This window comes from Curtobacterium pusillum (assembly GCF_007673235.1).
GTDB lineage: Bacteria > Actinomycetota > Actinomycetes > Actinomycetales > Microbacteriaceae > Curtobacterium > Curtobacterium pusillum_C.
On the sequence record NZ_VDZH01000003.1, the window covers coordinates 23,717 to 45,156 of the forward strand.

General features: G+C 71.3%; 21 protein-coding genes and 1 tRNA gene. 10 read left to right on the plus strand and 12 right to left on the minus strand.

Going from position 1 to position 21,440, the window contains the following annotated elements; translation table 11 throughout:
• Positions 1-20: 20 nt before the first annotated feature.
• The gene (locus FS532_RS08470) at positions 21-1,061 is read right to left on the minus strand and encodes an amidase domain-containing protein (RefSeq protein ID WP_186321968.1); all 1,041 of its coding nucleotides are present in this window, start codon (positions 1,059-1,061) and stop codon (positions 21-23) included.
• A 71-nt stretch (positions 1,062-1,132) separates the two neighbouring features.
• On the opposite strand from FS532_RS08470, the gene FS532_RS08475 reads away from it, so the two are divergent.
• Positions 1,133-1,516, plus strand: a complete 384-nt coding sequence (locus FS532_RS08475; RefSeq protein ID WP_144752758.1) for a cytochrome c biogenesis protein ResB — start codon at positions 1,133-1,135, stop codon at positions 1,514-1,516.
• Positions 1,517-1,575: 59 nt separating this feature from the next.
• On the opposite strand, the gene FS532_RS08480 is transcribed toward FS532_RS08475, so the two are convergent.
• The 4 genes from FS532_RS08480 to galU form a co-directional block, all read right to left on the minus strand.
• Positions 1,576-1,648 (minus strand) — tRNA-Ala (locus tag FS532_RS08480).
• A 52-nt stretch (positions 1,649-1,700) separates the two neighbouring features.
• A complete protein-coding gene (locus FS532_RS08485) occupies positions 1,701-2,792 on the minus strand; it encodes a hypothetical protein (RefSeq protein ID WP_144752761.1) in 1,092 nt (363 codons plus the stop codon).
• Positions 2,793-2,926: 134 nt separating this feature from the next.
• Entirely contained in the window at positions 2,927-3,586 is a 660-nt protein-coding gene (locus FS532_RS08490) for a GNAT family N-acetyltransferase (RefSeq protein ID WP_144752764.1), read from the minus strand.
• 69 nt (positions 3,587-3,655) lie between these two features.
• Positions 3,656-4,546, minus strand: coding sequence for a UTP--glucose-1-phosphate uridylyltransferase GalU (gene galU / locus FS532_RS08495; RefSeq protein ID WP_144752767.1), 891 nt, complete (start codon positions 4,544-4,546; stop codon positions 3,656-3,658).
• 115 nt (positions 4,547-4,661) lie between these two features.
• Here galU and FS532_RS08500 point away from each other — a divergent pair, with 115 nt between their 5' ends.
• The 3 genes from FS532_RS08500 to mscL are packed head-to-tail and all read left to right on the plus strand — an operon-like array spanning position 4,662 to position 6,096.
• The gene (locus FS532_RS08500; RefSeq protein WP_079237169.1) at positions 4,662-5,246 is read left to right on the plus strand and encodes a 5-formyltetrahydrofolate cyclo-ligase; all 585 of its coding nucleotides are present in this window, start codon (positions 4,662-4,664) and stop codon (positions 5,244-5,246) included.
• A gap of 1 nt (position 5,247) precedes the next feature.
• Positions 5,248-5,541 carry an FmdB family zinc ribbon protein gene (locus FS532_RS08505; RefSeq protein ID WP_144752770.1) on the plus strand — a complete coding sequence of 98 codons (294 nt, stop codon included), beginning with the start codon at positions 5,248-5,250 and terminating at the stop codon, positions 5,539-5,541.
• A gap of 57 nt (positions 5,542-5,598) precedes the next feature.
• A complete protein-coding gene (gene mscL, locus FS532_RS08510; RefSeq protein ID WP_144752773.1) occupies positions 5,599-6,096 on the plus strand; it encodes a large conductance mechanosensitive channel protein MscL in 498 nt (165 codons plus the stop codon).
• A gap of 125 nt (positions 6,097-6,221) precedes the next feature.
• Here mscL and FS532_RS08515 read toward each other — a convergent pair whose 3' ends face one another.
• Positions 6,222-6,815: a CDP-alcohol phosphatidyltransferase family protein gene (locus FS532_RS08515; RefSeq protein WP_144752776.1), complete on the minus strand. Its 594-nt coding sequence runs from the start codon at positions 6,813-6,815 to the stop codon at positions 6,222-6,224.
• Positions 6,816-7,121: 306 nt separating this feature from the next.
• Positions 7,122-10,847 carry an AAA family ATPase gene (locus FS532_RS08525; protein WP_440130711.1) on the minus strand — a complete coding sequence of 1,242 codons (3,726 nt, stop codon included), beginning with the start codon at positions 10,845-10,847 and terminating at the stop codon, positions 7,122-7,124.
• Between the two features lie 250 nt (positions 10,848-11,097).
• Here FS532_RS08525 and FS532_RS08530 point away from each other — a divergent pair, with 250 nt between their 5' ends.
• The 4 genes from FS532_RS08530 to FS532_RS08545 all read left to right on the plus strand — a co-directional run bounded on the left by FS532_RS08530 (position 11,098) and on the right by FS532_RS08545 (position 14,901).
• The gene (locus FS532_RS08530; protein ID WP_260852620.1) at positions 11,098-11,988 is read left to right on the plus strand and encodes an HpcH/HpaI aldolase/citrate lyase family protein; all 891 of its coding nucleotides are present in this window, start codon (positions 11,098-11,100) and stop codon (positions 11,986-11,988) included.
• 10 nt (positions 11,989-11,998) lie between these two features.
• Positions 11,999-12,469, plus strand: coding sequence for a DUF6264 family protein (locus FS532_RS08535; RefSeq protein ID WP_144752785.1), 471 nt, complete (start codon positions 11,999-12,001; stop codon positions 12,467-12,469).
• A gap of 237 nt (positions 12,470-12,706) precedes the next feature.
• Entirely contained in the window at positions 12,707-13,954 is a 1,248-nt protein-coding gene (locus FS532_RS08540) for an FAD-dependent oxidoreductase (protein WP_144752788.1), read from the plus strand.
• A 68-nt stretch (positions 13,955-14,022) separates the two neighbouring features.
• Positions 14,023-14,901 (plus strand): aldo/keto reductase, encoded by an 879-nt coding sequence (locus tag FS532_RS08545; RefSeq protein WP_144752790.1) that lies wholly within the window; start codon positions 14,023-14,025, stop codon positions 14,899-14,901.
• 75 nt (positions 14,902-14,976) lie between these two features.
• On the opposite strand, the gene FS532_RS08550 is transcribed toward FS532_RS08545, so the two are convergent.
• On the minus strand, positions 14,977-15,429 hold the full coding sequence (locus FS532_RS08550) for a hypothetical protein (RefSeq protein WP_144752794.1): 453 nt from the start codon (positions 15,427-15,429) through the stop codon (positions 14,977-14,979).
• Between the two features lie 146 nt (positions 15,430-15,575).
• Here FS532_RS08550 and FS532_RS08555 point away from each other — a divergent pair, with 146 nt between their 5' ends.
• A complete protein-coding gene (locus FS532_RS08555; protein ID WP_144752797.1) occupies positions 15,576-16,541 on the plus strand; it encodes an NAD(P)H-quinone oxidoreductase in 966 nt (321 codons plus the stop codon).
• On the opposite strand, the gene FS532_RS08560 is transcribed toward FS532_RS08555, so the two are convergent.
• Complete coding sequence (locus tag FS532_RS08560) at positions 16,538-17,197, minus strand: TetR/AcrR family transcriptional regulator (protein ID WP_144752800.1); 660 nt, start codon at positions 17,195-17,197, stop codon at positions 16,538-16,540. The two genes, FS532_RS08555 and FS532_RS08560, sit on opposite strands and share 4 nt — an antisense overlap.
• 80 nt (positions 17,198-17,277) lie before the next feature.
• On the opposite strand from FS532_RS08560, the gene FS532_RS08565 reads away from it, so the two are divergent.
• The gene (locus FS532_RS08565) at positions 17,278-18,720 is read left to right on the plus strand and encodes a DHA2 family efflux MFS transporter permease subunit (protein WP_144752803.1); all 1,443 of its coding nucleotides are present in this window, start codon (positions 17,278-17,280) and stop codon (positions 18,718-18,720) included.
• Between the two features lie 103 nt (positions 18,721-18,823).
• On the opposite strand, the gene FS532_RS08570 is transcribed toward FS532_RS08565, so the two are convergent.
• Genes FS532_RS08570 through FS532_RS08580 form a run of 3 tightly spaced genes read right to left on the minus strand, consistent with a single transcriptional unit; the run spans position 18,824 to position 21,295 of the window.
• Positions 18,824-19,594 (minus strand): amino acid ABC transporter ATP-binding protein, encoded by a 771-nt coding sequence (locus tag FS532_RS08570; protein WP_144752806.1) that lies wholly within the window; start codon positions 19,592-19,594, stop codon positions 18,824-18,826.
• Positions 19,591-20,469: an amino acid ABC transporter permease gene (locus tag FS532_RS08575; RefSeq protein WP_144752808.1), complete on the minus strand. Its 879-nt coding sequence runs from the start codon at positions 20,467-20,469 to the stop codon at positions 19,591-19,593. Before FS532_RS08575 ends, FS532_RS08570 begins: the two co-directional genes overlap by 4 nt.
• 4 nt (positions 20,470-20,473) lie before the next feature.
• Positions 20,474-21,295, minus strand: a complete 822-nt coding sequence (locus FS532_RS08580; RefSeq protein ID WP_144752812.1) for an ABC transporter substrate-binding protein — start codon at positions 21,293-21,295, stop codon at positions 20,474-20,476.
• Positions 21,296-21,440 lie beyond the last annotated feature (145 nt).

Below are 21,440 nucleotides of genomic sequence, written 5' to 3' on the forward strand. Positions count from 1 at the left end.
CGCCCGGTCGGGCGGGCCGGCTACGCGTCGAACGTGTGGAACCAGGCGGTGCCGCCCGGGTGCTGCACCGTGATCATCTCGTCGAGGTCGCGGTACGGGCCGTCCTGGTTGTGGCTCGCCGACTTGATGCGGATGGTGCCGTCGGGCTCGGTGAAGACCTCGGACACGATGGTCGTGTGGTCCGGCGAGTCGTTGTCGTTCCAGTCGTAGAACACGATGTCGCCGACCTTGACCTTGTCACGCTCGTCGAGGGACCGCCGGGTGAGCCCGAACTCCGCAGCGTTGGTCGTCAGCCACGGGTCCATCGTCGGGCAGTACGTCCACGTCGCCGTGTGCTCCGCCCCCGCAGAGCGGTTGTACCAATCGGAGCGCTGCTCCCACCCGCGGGCGATCAGGGTCTGCGACACGTAGTTCGCGCAGTCGCCGCCGATCGGGTTCATGGTGCCGTACTCGGCCAGGTTGTAGTCCTTCCAGTGCGCCATCGCGTACTGGAGCTGCCGGTCGACGTCGGTCAGTGCGGCGTAGGCCAGGGTCGAGGTCGCCACCGCCGTCGCGGCGTCCGGCACGGGTGCGGTGGTCGGCGTGGGCGTCGCGGTCGCGGAGTCCTGCGTCGCCCCGGTCTGCCCGTCGTTCGCCGCGCTGCCGTTGCCGTCCGATGACTGGTTCGCCGACGGACTCGGCTCGATCGCCGACGTGAAGAGCGCCACGTCCGCAGAGCCCGCCGTGTACATCGCCTGGTGCGGCGCCGTGAAGGTCACCTTCGTCGCCGTGGCCGTGACGTCCCGTGCTGCGACCCCACCGACCGTGACGCCCTTGACCGCCGCCAGCCCGGTGCCGGCGACCGTGATCGTCACACCGCCGGCGAGCGGGACCTGCGCGGGGCTGACCGACTTCGCGACGGGCTTCGCGGTCGGCGTGGAGGAGCCGCCGCCGTCCGCCCCTGACCCCTTGCCCGCGCCCTTGCCGCCGCCGTTGCCCGACGAGCACGCGGCCACGGCGAGCCCGATCCCGGTCGCCCCGGCGAGGGACAGCAGGGAACGGCGCGTGAACGAAGCAGTCATGGTGCTTCCCAGGGTAGGCGACGACACGGCATGATCTCTGGCAGGAACCACCGTCGAGAGGATCAGACCCGATGCCCGAGAGCCACGACTTCTTCGTCGCAGCCGACCCCGAAACCGTCCGTGCCCGAGTCCGCGGCGCCCTCGTCCGCGAGGGCTACACCGTCGAGGACGGCGAGCAGGGAGCCCTGCGCGCCACTCGCGGCAGCCTCGGCCTGACGCTGCTCATCGGCGGCATGGCCAACGACCGCACCTTCCACACCCGCCTCGACGTGCAGGTCATGGTCACGCCCGACGGCCGGACCGTCGCCCGGCTGCTCCGCGGCTCGGGGAAGTCCGCGATCAAGGGCGGGGCGCTCGGGATCTCCCGCGGCAACCGCGCGTTCGAGCAGGCCGCCAACGCGATCCACACCGACCTGGCGCAGGCGGGCGTGCTGACGGAGAGCGTGCCCGGCTGACGCCGACACACCCCGGAACGAGAGAAGGCCACCCGATCGGGTGGCCTTCTGTCTTGGAGTGGAGCTAAGGGGATTCGAACCCCTGACCTTCTCATTGCGAACGAGACGCGCTACCAACTGCGCCATAGCCCCAAGGACTCGACCACACTAGCACCCGCCTCGGCTCGATCCGAAATCGAGCCGATCACACGGCGCGGCGGCGGCGCATGATCGCGTCGAGGTCCGCCTGCTCGTACGCGTCGTCGCCGAGGACCCCCATGCCGGCCCACTTGCTCGGGGGCTCGGGAGGCTCGGTGGGCGCAGCGGACTCCGGCGCCGGAGCAGCGGGAACGGCGGGCGCTCGCAGCCCCAGCCGCTCCGCGAGCCGACCCTGGTCGTGCGCCGACAGGGACGCGACGGCTTCCTCGACGTCGGGCCGCATCTGCGACACCCGGGCGAGCGACGGGTCGGTCTCGGCCGCGCGGATCGCGGCCGCTTCGGCCTCGGCCTGCGCCTTGGCCTCGGCGACGCGCTCCTTCAGTCGCGCGGCCAGCTCGGCAGCGGACTCCGGCGAGGCCGCCGGAGCGGCCGGGCGTTCGACGTACAGGGGCTTCGGGACGCGGTTGGGGGTCCAGCTCCGGTCACGCGCGGGTTCGGCGGGCTGCTCGGTGGGCAGCGGCGGCGCCGGGTCCGTCCACGCGGTCGTCGGCCTGGAGGCACGGCTCGCCTCCGGCACGGCCGTCGCGGTCCGCGCCTTCCGCGCCGTCGCGACCTGGTGCAGCTGGGCGAGGACCGCTGCGGACCCGCCCGCGGCGACGAGGCCGGCGACACCGACCAGCCAGGCGGCGGGCGCCGCGACGAAGACGACGATCGCGACGACGATGCCGAGCGTCCCGAGCAGGGTCGCCCCGAGCCGGGAACGCCGCATCCGCATCGCGGTGAGCGCGGGCACGGAGGACGCACGCTCGAGGACGGGGGCCTGTTCGGCGAGCCGACGGGTGATCTCCCGCTGGCGAGCGGCCTCGTGGGCGCGGACGATCGCGGTGCGCTTCGCCTCCTCCGACTTCGCGACGCGCTGCGCCTCGGCGAGGGACTTGGCGTTCATCTCGACGCGGACCTCGTCCGGCAGCTCGGCCGTCTGCGCGAGGATGCGGAGGGTCTGCTGCAGGCGGATCGCGTTCCGTTCAGTGGCGAGGTACTGCCGCCGGGCCGCCCAGGACGGCATGAGGTAGACGAGCCAGAGCACGGCCGCGATGAGCAGGACGATGCCGCCGCCCCAGGAGCCGATACCTGCCATGCGAACACGGTAGGGGCGGGCGTTCCCCTGGCAGGTGATTGCCGGACGCGTGTTGCGCGTGTCGTGACGAAATCACGGGAGGCGAGCCGCGCCTCCAGTCCGCTCGGTGGGACGAGGCGGACGGGACCGACGGGTCAGACGCGGGGCGTCGTGTGCAGCGGCAACGCCGCCTCGTCGCGCGCGGCGAGCGGCACGCTGCCGACACCCGGCGGGACCTGCCCGCGGACCCAGCGTTCGAGGACGCCCTCGCGGACCTCCTCGGCGACGAGGGCGAAGCAGAAGTGGTCGCGCCAGTCGCCGTTGATGTGGATGTACCGGCGACGGAGGCCCTCGTACCGGAAGCCGAGCTTCTCGACCACCCGGAGCGACGGTGCGTTCTCCGGACGGATGCAGATCTCGATGCGGTGGATGCCGACGACGCGGAAGCAGTGGTCGACCGCCATCGCGACGGCGATCGGCGTGACGTTGTGACCGGCGGCGTCCTCGACCACCCAGTAGCCGATCGACGCGCTGGCGAGCGAGCCGTAGGTGATGCCGGAGACGTTCAGCTGGCCGACGAACCGGCCGTCGAGCTCCATCGCGAAGGGGAGCCCGAGCCCCGCGCGGGCGTTGGCCTGGAGCGCACGGATGCTGCCGCGGACATCGGTGGAGACGTGTCCGGAGGGGTTGGTGGCCTCCCACGTCCGGAGCCACGACCGGTTGCTGGCGAGCGCGACGTCGAGGTCACGGCTGTCGCGCAGCCGGAGGGGCCGGATGGTGACCCGCCCGTGGGACAGGGTCGGGATCGTCGTCATCGCGCTGGTTCCTCCGGGGGCGTCGAACGGGCCCGGGGCGTTCCCCGGACCCGTTCGGCGACGGGTCGACTATTCGCCCGCGTTGAACTCCTTGAGCCACGACTTGAGGTCGGGGCCGAGGTCCTCGCGGTCCGAGGCGAGCTGGACGATCGCCTTGATGTAGTCGAGTTTGTCACCGGTGTCGTACCGGCGTCCACGGAACACGACGCCGTACACGCCGCCGGTCCACTCCTCGGCGTTCGCCATCTTCATGAGCGCGTCGGTCAGCTGGATCTCGCCGCCCTTGCCCGGCTCCTGCTTCTCGAGGACGTCGAAGACCTCGGGGCGGATGACGTAGCGGCCGATGATGGCCAGGTTCGAGGGCGCCTCGCCCTGCGGGGGCTTCTCGACGAGGCCCGTGATCTTCACGACGTCGTCGGTGTCGGTCGGCTCGACGGTCGCGATGCCGTAGAGGTGGGTCTGCGACTCGGGGACCTCGAGCAGGGCGACGACCGTGGCGTTCTTCTCGCCCTGGACCTCGATCATGCGCTGGAGCAGCGGGTCGCGGGCGTCGATGATGTCGTCACCGAGGAGCACGGCGAACGGCTCGCGGCCGACGTGCATCTTGGCGCGGAGCACCGCGTGGCCGAGGCCGAGCGGGTCACCCTGACGGACGTAGTGCATGTCGGCGAGGTCCGTGGACTGGTTCACCTTCTGCAGCTTCTCGTGGTCGCCCTTCTTCTTGAGGGTCTCCTCGAGCTCGGACACGTGGTCGAAGTGGTTCTCGAGCGCGTTCTTGTTGCGCCCCGTGATCATGAGCACGTCGGTGAGGCCCGCGCCGACTGCCTCTTCCACCACGTACTGGATGGCCGGCTTGTCGACGACGGGGAGCATCTCCTTCGGCATCGCCTTGGTGGCGGGGAGGAAGCGCGTGCCCAGGCCTGCGGCGGGGATCACGGCTTTCGAAATCTGGAAGCCCATGCCTGTGAAGGTATCGGATGACCCCTGGACGGGGCATGTCGTCGCTACGGAGGACACGGCTTCGCGCGACCGGCGGCGGGAAGCCGCAACGGACACCCTCGGTAGACTCCTGCGCATGATCGCCGATCTCGGGAACGAGAAACGTGCCCTGCGAGCCGACCTCCGGCAGCGGCGGCGCACCCGGACCACGACTGAACGCGACGCCGACACGGAGGCGCTCACCGCGACCCTCCAGCGCTTCGCCGAGGAACGGCAGGTCGAGTCGATCGCGCTGTACCTCTCCGCGCCGGAGGAACCGAACGTCCGTCCGTTCCTGAACTGGGCCTACTCACGCGGTGTGCGCGTCCTGCTGCCGATCACCCGCGAGGACGGACTGCTCGACTGGGCGGTCGGCGACGGGACCTCGGAGACCGAGGGTCTGGCCGGCATGCCCGAGGTCGTCGGCGAGGTGCTCTCCCCCCTGGCGATCAACGACGTCGACGCTATCCTCACCCCCGCTGCGGCGGTCGGGCACGACGGCGTCCGGATGGGTTGGGGCCGCGGCTACTACGACAAGACGCTCGGGTCGATGGCGAACCGCCCGCCCGTCTATGCTGTGATCTTCGACGCGGAGTACCTCGACGAGGTCCCGCGCGAACCCCACGACGAACCCGTCGACGGCATCATCACGCCGTCGCGCATCATCACCTTCCGGAGCTAGGGTGCCCACCTACTCGTACCGCTGCACCGAGTGCGGCAACGCCTTCGACATCAAGCAGTCGTTCTCCGACGCCACGCTCACCGAGTGCCCGGCGTGCGGGGGCGCGCTGCGCAAGGTCTTCTCGCCGGTCGGGGTGACGTTCAACGGTGGCGGCTTCTACCGCACCGACTCGCGGGCCACCCCCAAGGCGGAGAGCGGCTCGTCCGGATCGTCGGACTCGTCCGGGTCGTCGTCGACGCCCACGCCCGCCAAGACCGAGACGAAGGCAGCCACGCCGAAGCCTGCAGCGTCGTGACCGTGACGCGTCCTCCTCGGTAGGTTTGGGGTTTCCCCGACCCGGAAGGAGGCCCGCGTGAAGGGCTTCAAGGAGTTCCTGCTCCGCGGCAACGTCATCGACCTGGCCGTCGCAGTCGTCATCGGTGCTGCGTTCACCGCCATCGTCACCGCCATCGTCAACGCGGTGATCAACCCGCTCATCGGCGCGATCTTCAACGCGTCGAGCCTCGACGACACGTGGATCTGGACGATCCCGGGTCTCAACGGCGATGCCGAGATCAAGTTCGGCGCCGTGGTCGGTGCGGTGATCCAGTTCGTCATCGTGGCGGCCGTGGTGTACTTCGCGCTGGTCCTCCCCGTGAACCACCTCAAGAAGGTCGCGTTCGAGCGGGTCAAGAACGACGAGGAGCAGACGCCGCAGGACGTCCCGCCGACCGACGTCGAGGTGCTGCTCGAGATCCGCGACCTGCTCCGGTCGCAGAACGGTGTGCCCGCATCGACGGGGTCCGGCGCGCACGTGGCTCCGTCGACCGCTCCCGAGGGTCCCGGCATCGGCGGCACGACCAAGCTCTAGGCGCACTCCGAACCACGGTGGGGCGATCGCGCCCCGCAACGAACATCGCGCCCCGTCTCTGCGGGGCGCGATGTTCGTTCGGGGGCGCAATCGCGCGCACCGGGGGCGCAATCGCGCGCGAAACGTCAGCGGGCGGCGGGAGCGCCGACCGCACGGCGCTTGGCGAACATCGCCATCGCGTACTGGACACCGGCGAGCACGTGGCCGGCCGTGCCGAGGTAGACGAACACCAGGGCGACGACGCGGACCCACGGGGCGTTCTCGTCGACCGTGTGCACCGCGGAGAACAGCAGCACCGGGAGCCCGACGAACAGCAGCGCCGAGCGGATCTTGCCCGTCCAGGTCACGTCGAGGTCCGGGTTGCCGTGGAACAGCACGCTCGAGAGCACGACGAGCACGAGGTCGACGAGCACCACGACCGCGACGACCCACCACGGCAGCAGCCCGGTGAGGACGAGTGACAGCACGATCGCGATGATCGCCAGTCGGTCGGCAACGGGGTCGATCGCCTTGCCGAGCTTCGAGCCCTGGTCGAACTTCCGGGCGATGAAGCCGTCCGCCCAGTCGCTCACCCCGATGACGACGAGGGCGACGAGCGCCCACCCGGGGTGTCCAGCGACGACGAGCCACACGAAGACCGGGATCAGCAGCAGCCGGAACAGCGAGATCAGGTTCGGCCAGGTCTGCCAGTCGGGGCGCTCCCGCACGGTGTCAGTCATCGCCGGAAATGCTACCTGGTCACCAATGTGGGGGGACGTCCCGCCGGAGCTGGTCGTCGTTCTCACCGTCGCGGTGCCGCGCCGGCTCGGCGGGCGCGGCGGGGTCGTAGCCCGGCACCGGCTGGGTGGTGACGCGTCTGCGGCGGCGACCCGTGCCTCCAGGGCGGTCGTCCGACTCGCCGCGGACGGGGGCCGCGGGACGGACGGGAGGCGCGGCTGACGACGCGTCGTCGGCCCGCGTCCACGTGCCCACCAGCTGGTCCGTCTCGGGCGTCACCGGCCCCGCGGACCGGTGTGCCCGCCGGGTCATCGGCGTGCCGGGATCGGCGGGATGCTGATCTCCTGCGTGGCACCGCGGTCGACGCCGAGCACCGACGCGACCGTGTTCGCGACGCGGTCCGGGTCCGAGAACAGCTGGAACGCGTGCACGCGCACGTAGTGCCAGCCGAGTCGGCGGAGCACCTCGGGGCGGAGCCGCAGCGATTCACGCAGCGAGCCCTTCACGAGCGAGGCGTCGGTCTCGATCGTCACGCAGACCCCGCCGTGCGCGGCGACCAGGCCGAGCTTCCCGCGGTGCCCGAGGGCGACCGGGATGCCGCGCATCTCGAGGCGGCGCGCCAGGTCGACGAGCAGCGGGTCGGAGTCGTCCGGCACGTACTCGGCGGTCGTGCGGGCACGGACCTCGGCGAGGATCTCGGCCAGCGCGACGGTGCCGTGGCCCATCCGCTCGGCCTCGATGTCGGAGGGCTGGAAGCACGTGACGATCACCATCGAGCGACGCGCACGCGTCATCGCGACGGCGAGCAGGCGCTCTCCGCCGGGCTTGCCGAGCGGACCGAAGTCACGCAGGACACGACCGTGCGGCGTCCGGCCGTAGCCGATCGAGAACACGACGCGGTCGCGGCTCTGGGCGACGGACTGCTCGAGCGTCGCGACGATGAACGGTTCGGCCCGGTCGCCGATGACGAACTCGGTGAGGTCCTTGTGCCCCTGCGCCGCGGTGAGCACGGCTTGCCCGACCCGGACGGCGTGCTTCGCCGACGCGGTGATGACCATGAGCGACTCGGTCGGCCGGGTGCGGGCGTGGTCCATGACGAGCCGGACAACGCGGTCCACCTCGGCGTCCACGCTCTCGACGGCACCGGACTCCGGGTCCGGCACGGCCTTGCCGTCGCTGACGTAGTCGAGCGCGATGGAGCCGTGTCCGAGGAACGACCCGGCCCACGGGAGCGACTCGATCCGGCCGCCGTAGAAGCGACGGTTCACGAGTTCGGCGAGGTCCTCGCCGCCGGCGCGGTACGAGCGCGTGAGCGAGAGCGTCGGCAGCAGGGTCGACAACTTCGCGAGCGCGGAGTCGGCGTGGAAGGCGTCGAGCGTCTCCTCGTCGACCTGCAGGGCGCGGTGCGCGGGGTCGACGGCGATCCGGAACGGCGACGGCGTCTGCGTCACCGGATCGCCGAACACGACGGTCTGGCGGGCACGACGCACGGCACCGACGGTCTCGGCGATCGTCACGGCACCGGCGTCGACGAGGATCACGGTGTCGAACGGCATCGTGTCGGCGATCTGGGCGACCTCGTACGGGCTTGCCAGCCAGACCGGGGCGATGGATCGCGACAGGTGCGGTGCGGAGTCCTGCAGGAGGCGCGAGGTGATCGCGCCCTCCTTCAGCTGCGTCTTGAGGGCGGTGGACTCCTCCGGCCAGTCGACGAGACCGACCTTCCAGTTCTCGGCGAGCTGCCACGCGAGACCCTGGGACACGCCGGCCGCGTGCGCGTCGTCGACGAGGCGGAAGTCGGCCTCGACCCGGTCGAGCATGTCGGTGTTCGCACCGAGCAGGGCCCGGTCGGACTCGAGCATCGTCTCGAGGGCGGACTGCCACCACGCGAGTTCCAGCTCCGCGGGGACGTGCGTGTCCGGCACGTGCCGGTTCGCCAGGTCGGTGATGAGCGGCTCGAGCTGGAGGTCGCGCAGCGTCTGCATGAGCTCGGTCCGCTCCTGCAGGTTGTGCAGGACGTCGGACTCCTCGGCCAGGCGCGCGATCGTCGGCACGAGCTCGTCGACCGGGACGTTCGCCAGCTGGGTCTCACGGGCGGTGCGGCCCAACGGCTCGTCGAGGCGCGCGAGGTCCTGCACGACGTTCGAGAACAGCACCTGAACGTCCGCGATGCCGGTGGGCACCTCGGGGTTCACGCCGGCGGCGACGTAGCGCTGCCACAGGACGCGCTGCTGCTGCACGCGGGTGAGGGCCTCGTGCAGGTCGGACACGTGCACGCCCGGCCGGACGTACTCCCGCGCCAGCTTCTTGAGGCGGCGTCGGTTGGTGCTCGACATCGGTGCGCCCTCGCCGCGGGGGGCGGTCGCGGCCACGAGCTCGGAGACCGAGCGGTCGAAGACGACGGGCAGGAAGCGGTCGAGCGTGTCCCGGATCTCGGTGAGCAGGCGCAGGTAGATGCCGAGCTCGTTGATCGTCGTGAACTGCCGCATGTGCGTCGTCGCCACGAGGTCGTGCGCGCGGCGGAGCAGCGTCGGCAGGGCGTCGGCGTCGAGGTCCTTGGCGATCTTGTGGGCGCGCTGCGCACCGTCGCTCGACGAGAACTTCGCGCCGTACCAGGGCGAGTCGTCCGGGCCGTAGCGGAACTCGCCGAGGTTCGCCGCGCTGACCATCGTCTCGGCGACGCGGGAGCGCCCCTCGACCATGCTCGTCACGCTCGTCTTCGACAGCCGCGCCGTGGTCGACGGCGGGACCGGCAGCAGGGACAGCCGCGAGAGCTCGACGAGGCAGTCCAGCACCGAGACGCGGAAGTCCGGGTCGACGCGGCTCAGCGACCCGCGGTAGTCCTTGAGCACCTTGCGGAGCCGGACCAGGGCGTCGTCGACCTCGCGCAGGTTCGGACGGGAGGCCTTCTCGTTCCGGGCGATCGCGCGGACGACGTCGCGCCGGAGCGTCGACGGGGTCACGGCGACACCGGGCAGCTGCACCTCGGCGAACCGGGCGGCGATGCCACGGAGGGTCGCACGGCGCGGGCTCACGACGAGCACGCGCTTGTTCGCGGCGACGAGGCCACCGAGCGCGTTCACGATCGTCTGCGTGCCGCCCGTTCCCGGGAGGGTCTTCACGACGATCGAGTTGCCGGCCGTGATCTGCGCGATCACGTTCTCCTGCTCGTCGTCGGCGTCGAGCAGGAGCGTGTCCGTCTCCGGGCTGCGCTCGTCCGACGGGGTCTGCTCGACCGGGTGGTACGACTGCTCGACCTGCCACTTGGCGCTCGGGTTCCCGGCGAGGGCGTCCAGCACCGGGTGGGAGAGCTCGTGGGTGTCCTCGACCATGCCGGACGCGACCTCGGCGAAGGTGGACACGACGAGTCGTGCGTGCACCGAGAAGCCGGGGATGTGCGCGGTCAGGCCGCGGAGCCGGTCGATCACGGGGTTCGGCGTGAACGAGCCGTCCTGCTGCGCCAGGGCGACGAACGACTGGGCGTCGAGGATGACGCCGAACTGCTCGTGCAGCGCGTCGGCGAGGCCCGGGTTCAGCACGGGTTCGCCGAGCAGGCGGACCTCGAAGTCGCGGCCGTGGCGACGGATCGCGAGCGGTCGGAGGAGCACCGGGCCGCGGAACTGCTCGTCGCCGTGCTGCCAGTCGGCCATGCCGATGCCGAGCTTCACGGCGTCGATGCCGCGCACCGTGGCGAGCTCGGTGCCCTTCGCCTCGACGTGTCCGGCGGCGATCCGGGCGGCGCGGAGCGCCACCTCGTCGCGGATCAGGCTCGACAGGAGCGTCGTCTTGCCGGTGATGAACTGGGCCAGGCCGCCCGGGTGCGTCGTCGAGAGTTCGATGCGCGCGCGCGGGTGGTCGGCGAAGTGGGTGAGCGGACTCGTCCCGCCGACACCGGTCAGCTGCTTGCGCCAGACGTCCCAGACCGGTTCCGCGGCGTTGCCGGCCTGGAGGCGCGGATCACCCAGGCTGATCGCCTGCGGACTCGTGAGCTGCAGCTCCGGACGCAGGGTGCGGTCGGGTTCGTCCGTCACCACGGCCTCTTCCTGCTGCCCCCGCTGCTCCTGCTCCCCCTGCTGGTCCTGCTGTCCGTCTGCGGGCGCGTCGGCGCCCTCGACGGGGACGTCGTCGTTCACGTCGTCCTCACCGTCGGTCACCCTGTCCGCTCGCCACACATCCGACACTGTAGGCGGAAGCGGGCTGGCACTCTGGCAATGAACCGAGGTTTCGGGGTTTCCGGGCACCGACGATGCGATCCCCGCGGACCCGATGTGGTACCAACGGGGCATGGCCATCGACGACCGCACTGCTCCGTCCACCCCCGCGCCGGAGTCCACCTCCGTGCCGAACCGGCGCCGATCGGTCCCGGCGGAGATCTCGCGCTCGTGGCTCCTCGTCGCCGGGACGGCCGCCGATCGCTTCGAGAAGGCCCAGCGCTCCCGGGCCGACCAGATCATCCTCGACATCGAGGACGCTGTTGACCCGGCCGCGAAGCCCGGCGCGCGGAACACCGTGGCGTCCTGGTTGGCCGGCGGCGGCGAGGCCTGGGTGCGGATCAACGACGTCACGACCGACTTCTGGGCGGACGACGTCGAGGAGCTCCGTGGCCTGCCCGGGCTGCAGGGCGTGATGCTCGCGAAGACCGAGTCGCCCGCGCAGGTCACCGACACCTGGCACCGCCTCGGCGGACAGACCCCCGTGATCGCCCTCGTCGAGTCGGCGGTCGGCATCGAGGAGTCGGTGTCGATCGCGAAGGCCCAGGGCGCGTTCCGGCTGGCCTTCGGTTCCGGCGACTACCGCCGAGACACCGGCACGAGCGCGGACACGCTCGCGATGGCGTACCCGCGGTCCAAGCTCGTCGTCGCGTCCCGCGTGGGCGACCTGCCCGGCCCGATCGACGGCCCGACGGTCGGTTCGTCGCACCCGATCCTCCGCGAGCAGTCGCAGGTCGCGGTGTCGCTCGGCCTCACCGGCAAGTTGTGCCTCGACACCGAGCAGCTGCCGGTCATCAACGAGGTGATCTCCCCCACGCCGACCGACGTCGCCTGGGCACAGGACTTCCTCGACGACTTCGAGGCCCGCGGGAAGGTCATCCGCGACGGTTCCGACCTGCCGCGACTCGGTCGCGCGCAGAAGATCCAGCGCCTCGCACAGGCGTTCGGCGTCGAGGCACGGTAGGACTGCACCCATGACCTGGTCGAACGTCCCCGGCGGTCCGCCGCAGTCCACTCCCCCCGGTTCCGGCGACCCGCAGCGCGCGGCGTGGGAGCGCGGTGGCACGACGCTGTTCCCGCCTGCCAAGCTCGCCGACCGGATCTCGACCGTGCTGCTGCTGGCGTTCGGTGCCGTGATGACGATCGTCACCGCGGTCGTCGGCATCATCGCGGTGATCTCGGCGACGGCGACGTGCGATGCCTCGGCGGGGTGCTCACCGGGGTCGTACATCGGCGGCACGGCGATCGCGGTCGGCGGCGCGTTCGTGATCGGGGTCGCCACGGTGGTCCTCGCGATCGGTGCCTGGATCCGTCGGCGGTCGTCGTGGTGGATCGCCGCGGTGGGCTTCGTGCTCGCGATTGCGGTCATCACGTGGGGCGGCGTCGTCTTCGCGGGGGCGGCCGACTCCGGCACGGCCTCGAGCTCGGTCGGCACCACCGCCTGACGCGCGGGTTCGGCGTGGGGCGCGCCGACTCCGAACGACATCTCCGACGTCGTACGACATCGGAGTCGTCGCTGGCCCGCGTCCGCAACAGTTGCGCGCGCGGCGGGACGACATCGTGGTCGTCGTGCGACATCGACGTTGTCGCATCGCGGCGGTGGACGCGACCGCACGGCGGACGGAAGGCGCGGGGCGGGCCCGCACCGTGCCTCCCGTCCGCACCGGGGTAGCGTCCAAGGCATGGTGACGGTCTCGCGCACGACGGTCGCGGTGGTCGGTGGCGGCCCCGCCGGGGTCGTCCTCGGCCTGCTGCTGGCCCGGGCGGGCATCGCCGTACGGGTCGTCGAGAAGCACGACGACTTCAACCGGGACTTCCGCGGGGACACGGTGCACGCCTCGACCATCCGGCTGCTCGACGAACTCGGGCTCGGGGATCGGTTCGCCGCCCTGCCGCAGTCACGGCTGGACGACTTCTCGCTGCCGATGCCGGACGGCTCCCGGCTGCTGCTCGGCGACTTCTCGCGCCTGCGGCCGCCGTACGACCACGTCGCGATGGTGCCCCAGTGGGACCTGCTCGACCTGCTCGTCACCGCCGCCCGGCAGGAACCCTCGTTCGACATCTCGATGGGCCTCGCGGCGACCGGGACCATCGTGGAGAACGGCGTCGTCACCGGTGTCCACCTCCGCCCGTACCGCGGGGACGGCGAAACCGAGGAACTCCGCGCAGACGTCGTCATCGCCTGCGACGGCCGCGACTCCGTGCTGCGCACCGCGGCGGGACTGCGCCCCCGATCGTTCCCGGTGCCGTTCGACACGTGGTGGTTCCGGCTCCCCCGCGAGCCCGGCGACGCCACGACCGCGCTCGTCCCGGCGTTCTCCGGCACCGACGTCCTGCTGAGCTTCCCGCGACCGGACTACCACCAGGTCGCGTACTTCGCGCCGAAGGGTTCCGACGCCGCGCTCCGAGCCGAGGGGCTCGGGGCCTTCCGCGCGCGGGTCGCCCGACTCCGACCGGACTTCGCGGGCCGCGTGGACACGATCGCGTCGATGGACGACGTGCACGTGCTCGACGTCCGGATGGACCGGCTGCCCCGGTGGTGGCGTTCGGGACTGCTCTGCATCGGGGACGCTGCGCACGCGATGTCCCCGGCCGGCGGGGTCGGCATCAACCTCGCGGTGCAGGACGCCGTCGCGACCGCCTCCGTGCTCGCTCCGGCGCTGCAGCGAGGGCTGCGCGGGGCGGCGCTCGACCGCACCCTCGCACGGGTGCAGCGCCGTCGGACGCCGCCCGCCGTGGCGATCCAGACCGCGCAGGCGGTGCTGCACCGGGTGGTGTTCGAGCGGGCGTTCGCGGGCGGGCTGCAGTCGGGTCCGCCGAAGCTGCCCGTCCTGCTCGCGCGGTGGGTGCCCCCGGTGCGCGGGCTCTACGCCCGCGGCATCGCGTTCGGCCCGCTGCCGGAGCACGCCCCCGCCTGGGCGCGGCGCTGACGACGGCGCTGCGCCTGGACCGTGCTGACCCTGGACGGGCAAGGGCGGTCCCGGCGCATGCTGGGGACATGAAGCAACGAGTCATCGGAGACGTGTCGGTCAGTGCCATCGGACTGGGCGGCATGCCCATGTCCATCGAGGGACGACCGGACGAGCGGCAGGCGATCGCCACGATCCACGCCGCACTCGAGGCCGGCGTCACGCTCATCGACACCGCCGACGCGTACCACCTGGCCGCCCACGACGAAGTGGGACACAACGAAGAGCTCATCGCACGGGCCGTCCGGGAGTTCCACGGTCCCGCCGACGACGTCCTCATCGCGACGAAGGGCGGACACCTCCGTCCCGAAGCGGGTGCGTGGGCGCAGAACGGGCACCCTGACTACCTGAAGCAGGCGGCGAAGGCCTCCGCGAAGCGCCTCGGCGTCGAGACGATCGGCCTGTACCAGTTCCACCGCCCGGACCCCGCCGTGCCGTACGCCGATTCCGTCGGGGCCCTCGCGGACCTGCTCGACGAGGGCGTCATCCGGATGGCGGGCATCTCGAACGCCGACCCCGACCAGATCCGCACGGCGAACGAGGTCCTCGACGGCCGTCTGGCCTCGGTGCAGAACCAGTTCTCGCCGAAGTTCCGCTCGAGTGAGCCCGAACTGACGCTCTGCGACGAGCTCGGCATCGCGTTCCTGCCGTGGAGTCCCCTCGGCGGCATCGCGAACGCCGCGGAACTCGGTACCGCCTACGAGGACTTCGCGTACATCGCGCGGGACCGCGGGGTCACCCCGCAGGTGATCGCGTTGGCGTGGGAGCTGCAGAAGAGCGACGTCGTCGTCCCGATCCCGGGCGCATCGCGCCCCCAGTCGATCCTCGACTCCATGACGGCCGCGACCGTGAAGCTGCGTCCGGAGGACGTCGCCCGACTGGACGCGTCCCAGCCGGCGGCCGCGTAGACGACGCACCCCGCGCCTCCGGGTCGGCTGAGCCGTCCGCCGGAGGCGCGGGGTGCGTTCGTCGGTCGGTCCGCGTCAGGAGGTGCAGACCTTCTGGAAGTCGTTGCCGGCTTCCTGGACTTTCGTGGTCGTGTCGGTGAACTTCGAGATGTCGGCCGACTGCGGGTCCTTCGCGATCGCCTCGATCTGCGTGAGCATGTCGGCGTAGGCCGTGTGGAACGCCTCGGCCTTGGGCTTCACGGTCGGGTTCGTGACGGCGTCGACGCCGTCGGAGAGCGAGGCGTCGAACTCCTTGAGCTTGGCGACCGCGGCCTGTGGGTCGGACTGGAGCTTCGCGACCTCGGACTGCAGCCCCTCGGCGGCGGACTTGACCTTCGACTCGAAGGCCTTGCACGCGGCGGACTGGGACTGGGTCGTGTCCTCCTTCGCGGCGGTGGTGGCACCGGAGCCGGAACCGCCGGTGGAGCAGCCGGCCAGGAGTGCGACGGCGACGACGGCCGTGGCGAGCGAGACGAGCTTCTTCGTCATGGTGATGGGTCCCCCCGGGTCTGACCGTGCCCCTCGGTCAGGGCACGGATCCGCATCGAGAGTACATGGGGAACGCACAGGTCCGGCAGCCCGATCGTCGGACCGACACAGCCGTCCGGACGGTCCGGCAGCGTAGCGTCCAGGGCATGCGTGCCATCCTCCCGGTCAACGGTTCCCTCGACGTCACCGACCTCCCCGACCCGGTACCGGCCGCCGGCGAGGTCCTCATCGAGGTCGCTGCCGCGGGGGTGAACAACGCGGACCTCCAGCAGGTCGCCGGCAACTACCCGCCGCCGCCGGGGGCCTCGGAGGTCCTCGGGCTCGAGGTCTCCGGCACGGTCCGCGCGCTCGGCGACGGCGTCGAGGGCTTCGCGGTCGGTGACCGGGTCTGCGCCCTGCTGTCGGGCGGCGGCTACGCCTCGCTCGTCGTCGCACCAGCCACGCAGGTGCTACCGGTGCCGGACGGCGTCGACTTGGTCGAGGCGGCGGGGCTCCCCGAGGCCGCGTGCACGGTGTACTCGAACGTCGGCATGCTCGCCGGACTGCGACCGGGGCAGACCCTCCTGGTGCACGGCGGGACCGGCGGGATGGGGTCGCACGCCGTGCTGTGGGCGAAGGCGCTCGGCGCGACGGTCATCGCGACGTCGGGCGGCGAGCGGAAGGTCCGTGCGTCCGAGGAGCTCGGCGCCGACCTCGTGATCGACCACCGGTCCGAGGACTTCGTCGCACGGACGCTCGAGTTCACCGACGGCCGCGGGGTCGACGTGGTGCTCGACGTCGTCGGCCCGGAGTACCTCGGCCGGAACCTCGAGGTCCTGGCGACGAACGGGCACATCGCCGTGATCGCCTCGGGCAGCGGACGCACGGGCGAGCTCGACTTCGGCGCGATGATGCGGAAACGGGCGACGATCAGCGCCACCACGCTGCGCGCACGGCCGCGCGACGAGAAGGCCACGATCGTCGAGGCGGTCCGCTACAACGTCTGGCCGTTCGTCGCGGACGGTCGGGTGCGCCCGGTGGTCGACGCGGTCCTGCCGCTCACCGAGGCTGCCGAGGCGCACCGCCGGGTCCGGGACGGCGAGGTGATCGGGAAGGTGCTGCTGACGCCCTAGGCGCCCGCGCCCGCGGGTGCTCCCGTGACACCGGTGCCCGCGGCCCGCTGGCCCCGGACCAGGTCCAGCACCTGCCCGCACTTCGCCCCGAACGTCGCCCGCAGCAGGTCGGCGGCGTCCGGGTCGTCGTCGAACCGGGCGGGCATGTCGATCGCCAGCATGATCGCGAAGATCATGCCGCTGCCGAGGAACCCCTGCACCTGGTCGTCGGCGATCCCCGCCTCGTCGCGGAGGAACCGGTAGATCTCGAGGAACCCCGCCCGGGCCGCGGCACCGATCGCCGGCTCGGCCCCGGACACGAAGCCCTGGAGCAGCAGGGTGTGCAGCCCCCGCTGCGCCGCGAGGTCGACGAACTGCTCGCCGATCACGTGCGCCGCGGTGTCGTCGGGCCCGAGGTGCGCGAGGGTCTCCCGCCACGCGTCGAGCAGGATGTCGAGGGTGTCGCGGAAGACCTCGAGGAAGAGGGCCTCCTTCGAGCCGAACATCCGCACCACGTACGGCTGGCTGATGCCGGCGGCCGCCGCGATCTGATCGGTCGTCGTGCCGTTGTAGCCCTGACTGCCGAAGAGTCCGCGTGCTGCCTCCAGGATCATCGCGCGACGCTGCGCAGCGGGCATGCGGACGGCCGTCGCCGGAGCAGATGCCGAGGGAGTCATGGTTGACAGGTTATCAGTCGATTACTACAGTCGCCCTTCGTAAGTAATCATCCGATTACCAAACGGAACGGATCCCCACCATGGAACGACGCATCCCCGTCTGGCTGGCCATCGCCGCCGCGTCCCTCCCGATGTTCATGGCAACGCTCGACAACCTCGTCGTCACCAGCGCTCTGCCCGCCGTGCACGCCGACCTCGGCGCCTCGGTCGAGGAGCTGCAGTGGATCACGAACGCCTACACGCTCGCGTTCGCGGCGCTCATGCTGCTCGCCGTCGGTCTCGGTGACCGGCTCGGCCGCCGTCACCTCTTCGTCGCCGGCATCACCGTCTTCACCGTCTCCTCCGCGTTCGCCGCGATGAGCACCGACCCGACCTCGCTCATCGTCTGGCGTGCGATCGAGGGCGCCGGCGCCGCCGCGATCATGCCGCTGTCCCTCACCCTGCTCGTCGGCAGCGTGCCGGACCGGCTCCGAACCGTCGGCATCGGCGTCTGGGGCGGCATCTCCGGCCTCGGCGTCGCGCTCGGCCCGCTCATCGGCGGCGCCGTCGTCGAGGGCTGGAGCTGGGAGGCGATCTTCTGGCTCAACGTCCCGGTCGGCATCGTCGCCGTCCCGCTCGCACTGTTCGCACTGCCGAACACCCGCGGCGCCCGTGTCCGCGCCGACGTCGTGGGCGTGCTGCTCGCCGGCCTCGGGGTGCTCGGCGTCGTCTTCGGGGTCGTCCGCGGCAACGATGCCGGCTGGACGAGTGGCGAGGTGCTCACCGGGCTGATCGGCGGCGGTGTTCTGCTGGTCGCGTTCGTGCTCTGGCAGGCCCGCACCACCGCGCCGCTGCTGCCCCTGCGGTTCTTCCGCGACCGGAGCTTCGCCCTCGCGAACATCGTCGCGATGACGTTCTCGTTCGGCGCGTTCGGCGCGGTGTTCATCCTCATCCAGTTCCTGCAGGTCGTGCAGGGGCGCACCCCGCTCGAGGCCGGCGTCTGGACGATGCCCTGGACCCTCGCACCGATGGTCATCGCCCCGCTCGCCGGGATCATCGCGCCCCGGGTCGGCACCCGTGTGCTCATCACCGGCGGCATGGTGTTCCTGTCCGCCGGACTGTTCTGGATCGCCGGCACGATGGCCGCGGACGTCACGTTCCCCACACTGCTGCCGGGCTTCCTGCTCGCCGGCGTCGGGATGGGCGCGGTGTTCGGTCCGATCTCGACCGCGGTGCTCGCCCGGATGCCGCAGCACGACCACGCGAAGGCGTCCGGTGCGAACTCCACGCTCCGGGAGATCGGGGTCGCGCTCGGAATCGCCGTCCTGACGGCCGTCTTCACGGGGAACGGCGGTCAGCTCACGCCGACCGGCTACGTCGACGCGGCACAGCCCGCCGTGATGGTCGGGGCGGCCGTGGTCGCGGTCAGTGCGATCGTCGCGGCGTTCCTGCCCGCGGGTCGGTCGGCGCACGTCCCCGAGACGGTCACCGACGACGGCCTGGAGGCGCAGCTCGCCGCCGCCTCGCCGGCCCCGGTCGCGTAGACCGTCGGCCGGTTCGACGTCGCGCCCCGCTGCGAACATCGCGCCCCCGTACACCGGGGCGCGATGTCCGCACGGGGGCGCGATGCTCGGCTGTCGGAAGGCGTCAGGCGTGGACGCGGGAGAGGAACTCGACCAGGGCCGGGTGACTCGGGGCGTCGAGGACCTCCGCCGGGGCGCCCTGCTCGACCACCTCGCCCTGGTGCAGGAACACGATCCGGTCGGCCACGTTCCGCGCGAAGTGCATCTCGTGCGTGGTCATCAGGATCGTCGAACCCTGCCGCTTCAGCTCGGTGACGAGGTCGAGCACCTCGCCGACGAGCTGCGGGTCGAGCGCACTCGTGACCTCGTCGAGGAGCAGCAGCTCGGGGTCGGACGCGATCGCCCGCACGATGGCGACGCGCTGCTGCTGCCCGCCGGAGAGCCGGTCCGGGTACGCCCCCGCGAAGCCCGCGAGGCCGATCCGCTCGAGCAGGCGACGGGCCGTTGCCTCGGCTTCGGCCCGCCCGACGCCGTGCACCTGCCGCGAGGCGAGCGTCACGTTGTCGAGGACGCTCAGGTGCGGGAACAGGTTGAACTGCTGGAAGACGACGCCGATCCGGGCACGGGTGGCATCGACGTCGATCCGCGGGTCGGCGATGTCCGTCCCCTGCAGCAGGATCTCGCCGTCGTCGATGCCCTCGAGCAGGTTCACCGTCTTGAGCAGCGTCGACTTCCCCGAGCCGGACGCGCCGATGACGCAGATGACCTCGTGGCGGTGCACCGTCAGGTCGATCCCGCGCAGGACCTCGTGCTCGCCGAAGGCCTTGCGAAGGCCGCGCAACTCGAGGACCGCGGCCGACGCGTCGGGCGTGATCCGTGCCTCCAGGCCGCTCATACGGCACCCCCGATCTGCTCGCGCCGCTGCTGTCGACGCGCGATCGCGTCGGTGACGCGGATCAGCGGCAGGCTGATGACCACGAACAGCAGGCCGGCGACGAAGTACGGCGTGAAGTTGTAGGTCTCCGCCTGCGCGATCTGCGCGGACCGGACCGCGTCGACGGCACCGAGGATCGACACCAGGCCGACGTCCTTCTGCATCGACACGAAGTCGTTCATGAGCGCCGGGGTGACCTTGCGGATCGCCTGCGGCAGCACCACCAGCCGGAGCGTCTTCGCGTGCGACAACCCGAGCGACCGGGCTGCGAGGCGCTGGGAGGGGTGCACGGCCTCCATGCCGGCGCGGAGCACCTCCGCGATGTACGACGAGTACGTCAGCACGATGGCGATCGTGCCCCAGACCTCGGCGGGCAGGCGCGGGAATACCCCGAGGCCGGGGATCCCGTAGCCCACCAGGTACAGCACGATGATGAGCGGCAGGCCGCGGAACAGGTCGGTGTACCCGGTGGCGAGCATCCGCAGCGGGAAGAACACCGGGCTCCGGAGGCCCCGCACCACGGCCAGCAGGGTGCCGAACACGGCGACACCGATCGCGCTGAAGAACAGGATCCGGACGTTGAGCCACAGGCCCGCGAGGATCGACGGGAACGAGTCGATCGCCGTCTGCGGGTCGAAGAACGACTGCTGGACCGCAGCCCACCCGGGCGTGTTCACGACGCCGAAGTACACGACCGCGATGACGACCACCGTCGACGCGATCGACACCACGATCGAGCGACGTCCGCGCTGCCGTCGGTAGAGACGGCGCTCCAGCTCGATCTGGCTCGGCGCGGGAGCGACCACCGGGGTGCCGGCGCCGGCTGGGACGGTCACGCGACTACTTCAGGACGGGGGTGTTGGTCTCCGAGGAGAGCCACTTGGTCTGCAGGTCCTCGAGGGTGCCGTCCTCGTCGAGCGCGGCGAGGGCCTTGTCGACCTTGCTCGTCAGCTCCGAGTCCTTCGGCAGCACGAACCCGAACTGGTCGCCCTTGCCGTCCGCCGGGAACTGCGCCGACACCGTGCCGTCGTCGAGCTGCGCGGCCGCCATGTAGAACGCCGTCGGCAGGTCGGTGACGATCGCGTCGATCTGGCCGGACTTGAGCGCCAGCACGGCGTCGTCGTTCGAGTTGAAGACCTGCGGGGTGACCCCGAGCACGCTCTTCACGCTGGCGATCGACGTCGAACCGGTGGCGACCCCGATGGCGTCCTTCTTCAGCTCGTCGATCGTGGTGTGGTCGACGGCCTTCGACTTCTCGGTCGTCACGACGGCCTGCGTCGTCGTGTAGTACGCGCTCGACATGTCGACGGCCTTCTTGCGCTTGGCGTCGATGGAGAACTGCTGGACGTTGAGGTCCCAGTCCTTCGGGCCCGGGGCGATCGCGCTGTCGAAGGTGCTGCGCTTCCAGACCACGTCGGACTTGCTGTAGCCCATCTCCTTCGCGACCGCGTAGGCCACGGCGGACTCGAAGCCCTTGCCGGACTGCGGCTTGTTGTCCTCGACCCACGGGGAGTACGCGGGCTGTCCGGTCGCGATCGTGAGCTTGCCGTCGGTGACGGTGCCGTCGCCGTTGCTGCTACCGCCGGCAGAGCAGGCGGACAGCGCGAGTGCGGCGACCGCGGCGGTGGCCACGGCGATGGTGAGGCGGAGGGAACGGGTCACGGTCGGGCCTTCGTGCGAGGGGTGGGGGGGCAGGACGAAGTGTACTTCGCGGTGGGATACCAACGCGACTCCGGGCGCCGCGCTCAGGCCATGTGACGTGCAGGAATGACGCATTCCTGCACAGGAAATACCCAAACAACAATCG

Bases quoted from the DNA above. Each gene is read 5' to 3' on its own strand.
- FS532_RS08500 (WP_079237169.1), top strand. From the start codon at position 4,662: ATGATCGCCGATCTCGGGAACGAGAAACGTGCCCTGCGAGCCGACCTC.
- FS532_RS08530 (WP_260852620.1), top strand. From the start codon at position 11,098: ATGGCCATCGACGACCGCACTGCTCCGTCCACCCCCGCGCCGGAGTCC.
- FS532_RS08565 (WP_144752803.1), top strand. From the start codon at position 17,278: ATGGAACGACGCATCCCCGTCTGGCTGGCCATCGCCGCCGCGTCCCTC.
- galU (WP_144752767.1), bottom strand. From the start codon at position 4,546: ATGGGCTTCCAGATTTCGAAAGCCGTGATCCCCGCCGCAGGCCTGGGC.
- FS532_RS08485 (WP_144752761.1), bottom strand. From the start codon at position 2,792: ATGGCAGGTATCGGCTCCTGGGGCGGCGGCATCGTCCTGCTCATCGCG.
- FS532_RS08540 (WP_144752788.1), top strand. From the start codon at position 12,707: ATGGTGACGGTCTCGCGCACGACGGTCGCGGTGGTCGGTGGCGGCCCC.
- FS532_RS08475 (WP_144752758.1), top strand. From the start codon at position 1,133: ATGCCCGAGAGCCACGACTTCTTCGTCGCAGCCGACCCCGAAACCGTC.
- FS532_RS08535 (WP_144752785.1), top strand. From the start codon at position 11,999: ATGACCTGGTCGAACGTCCCCGGCGGTCCGCCGCAGTCCACTCCCCCC.
- FS532_RS08570 (WP_144752806.1), bottom strand. From the start codon at position 19,594: ATGAGCGGCCTGGAGGCACGGATCACGCCCGACGCGTCGGCCGCGGTC.
- FS532_RS08545 (WP_144752790.1), top strand. From the start codon at position 14,023: ATGAAGCAACGAGTCATCGGAGACGTGTCGGTCAGTGCCATCGGACTG.
- FS532_RS08515 (WP_144752776.1), bottom strand. From the start codon at position 6,815: ATGACTGACACCGTGCGGGAGCGCCCCGACTGGCAGACCTGGCCGAAC.
- FS532_RS08555 (WP_144752797.1), top strand. From the start codon at position 15,576: ATGCGTGCCATCCTCCCGGTCAACGGTTCCCTCGACGTCACCGACCTC.
- FS532_RS08560 (WP_144752800.1), bottom strand. From the start codon at position 17,197: ATGACTCCCTCGGCATCTGCTCCGGCGACGGCCGTCCGCATGCCCGCT.
- FS532_RS08490 (WP_144752764.1), bottom strand. From the start codon at position 3,586: ATGACGACGATCCCGACCCTGTCCCACGGGCGGGTCACCATCCGGCCC.
- FS532_RS08550 (WP_144752794.1), bottom strand. From the start codon at position 15,429: ATGACGAAGAAGCTCGTCTCGCTCGCCACGGCCGTCGTCGCCGTCGCA.
- FS532_RS08470 (WP_186321968.1), bottom strand. From the start codon at position 1,061: ATGACTGCTTCGTTCACGCGCCGTTCCCTGCTGTCCCTCGCCGGGGCG.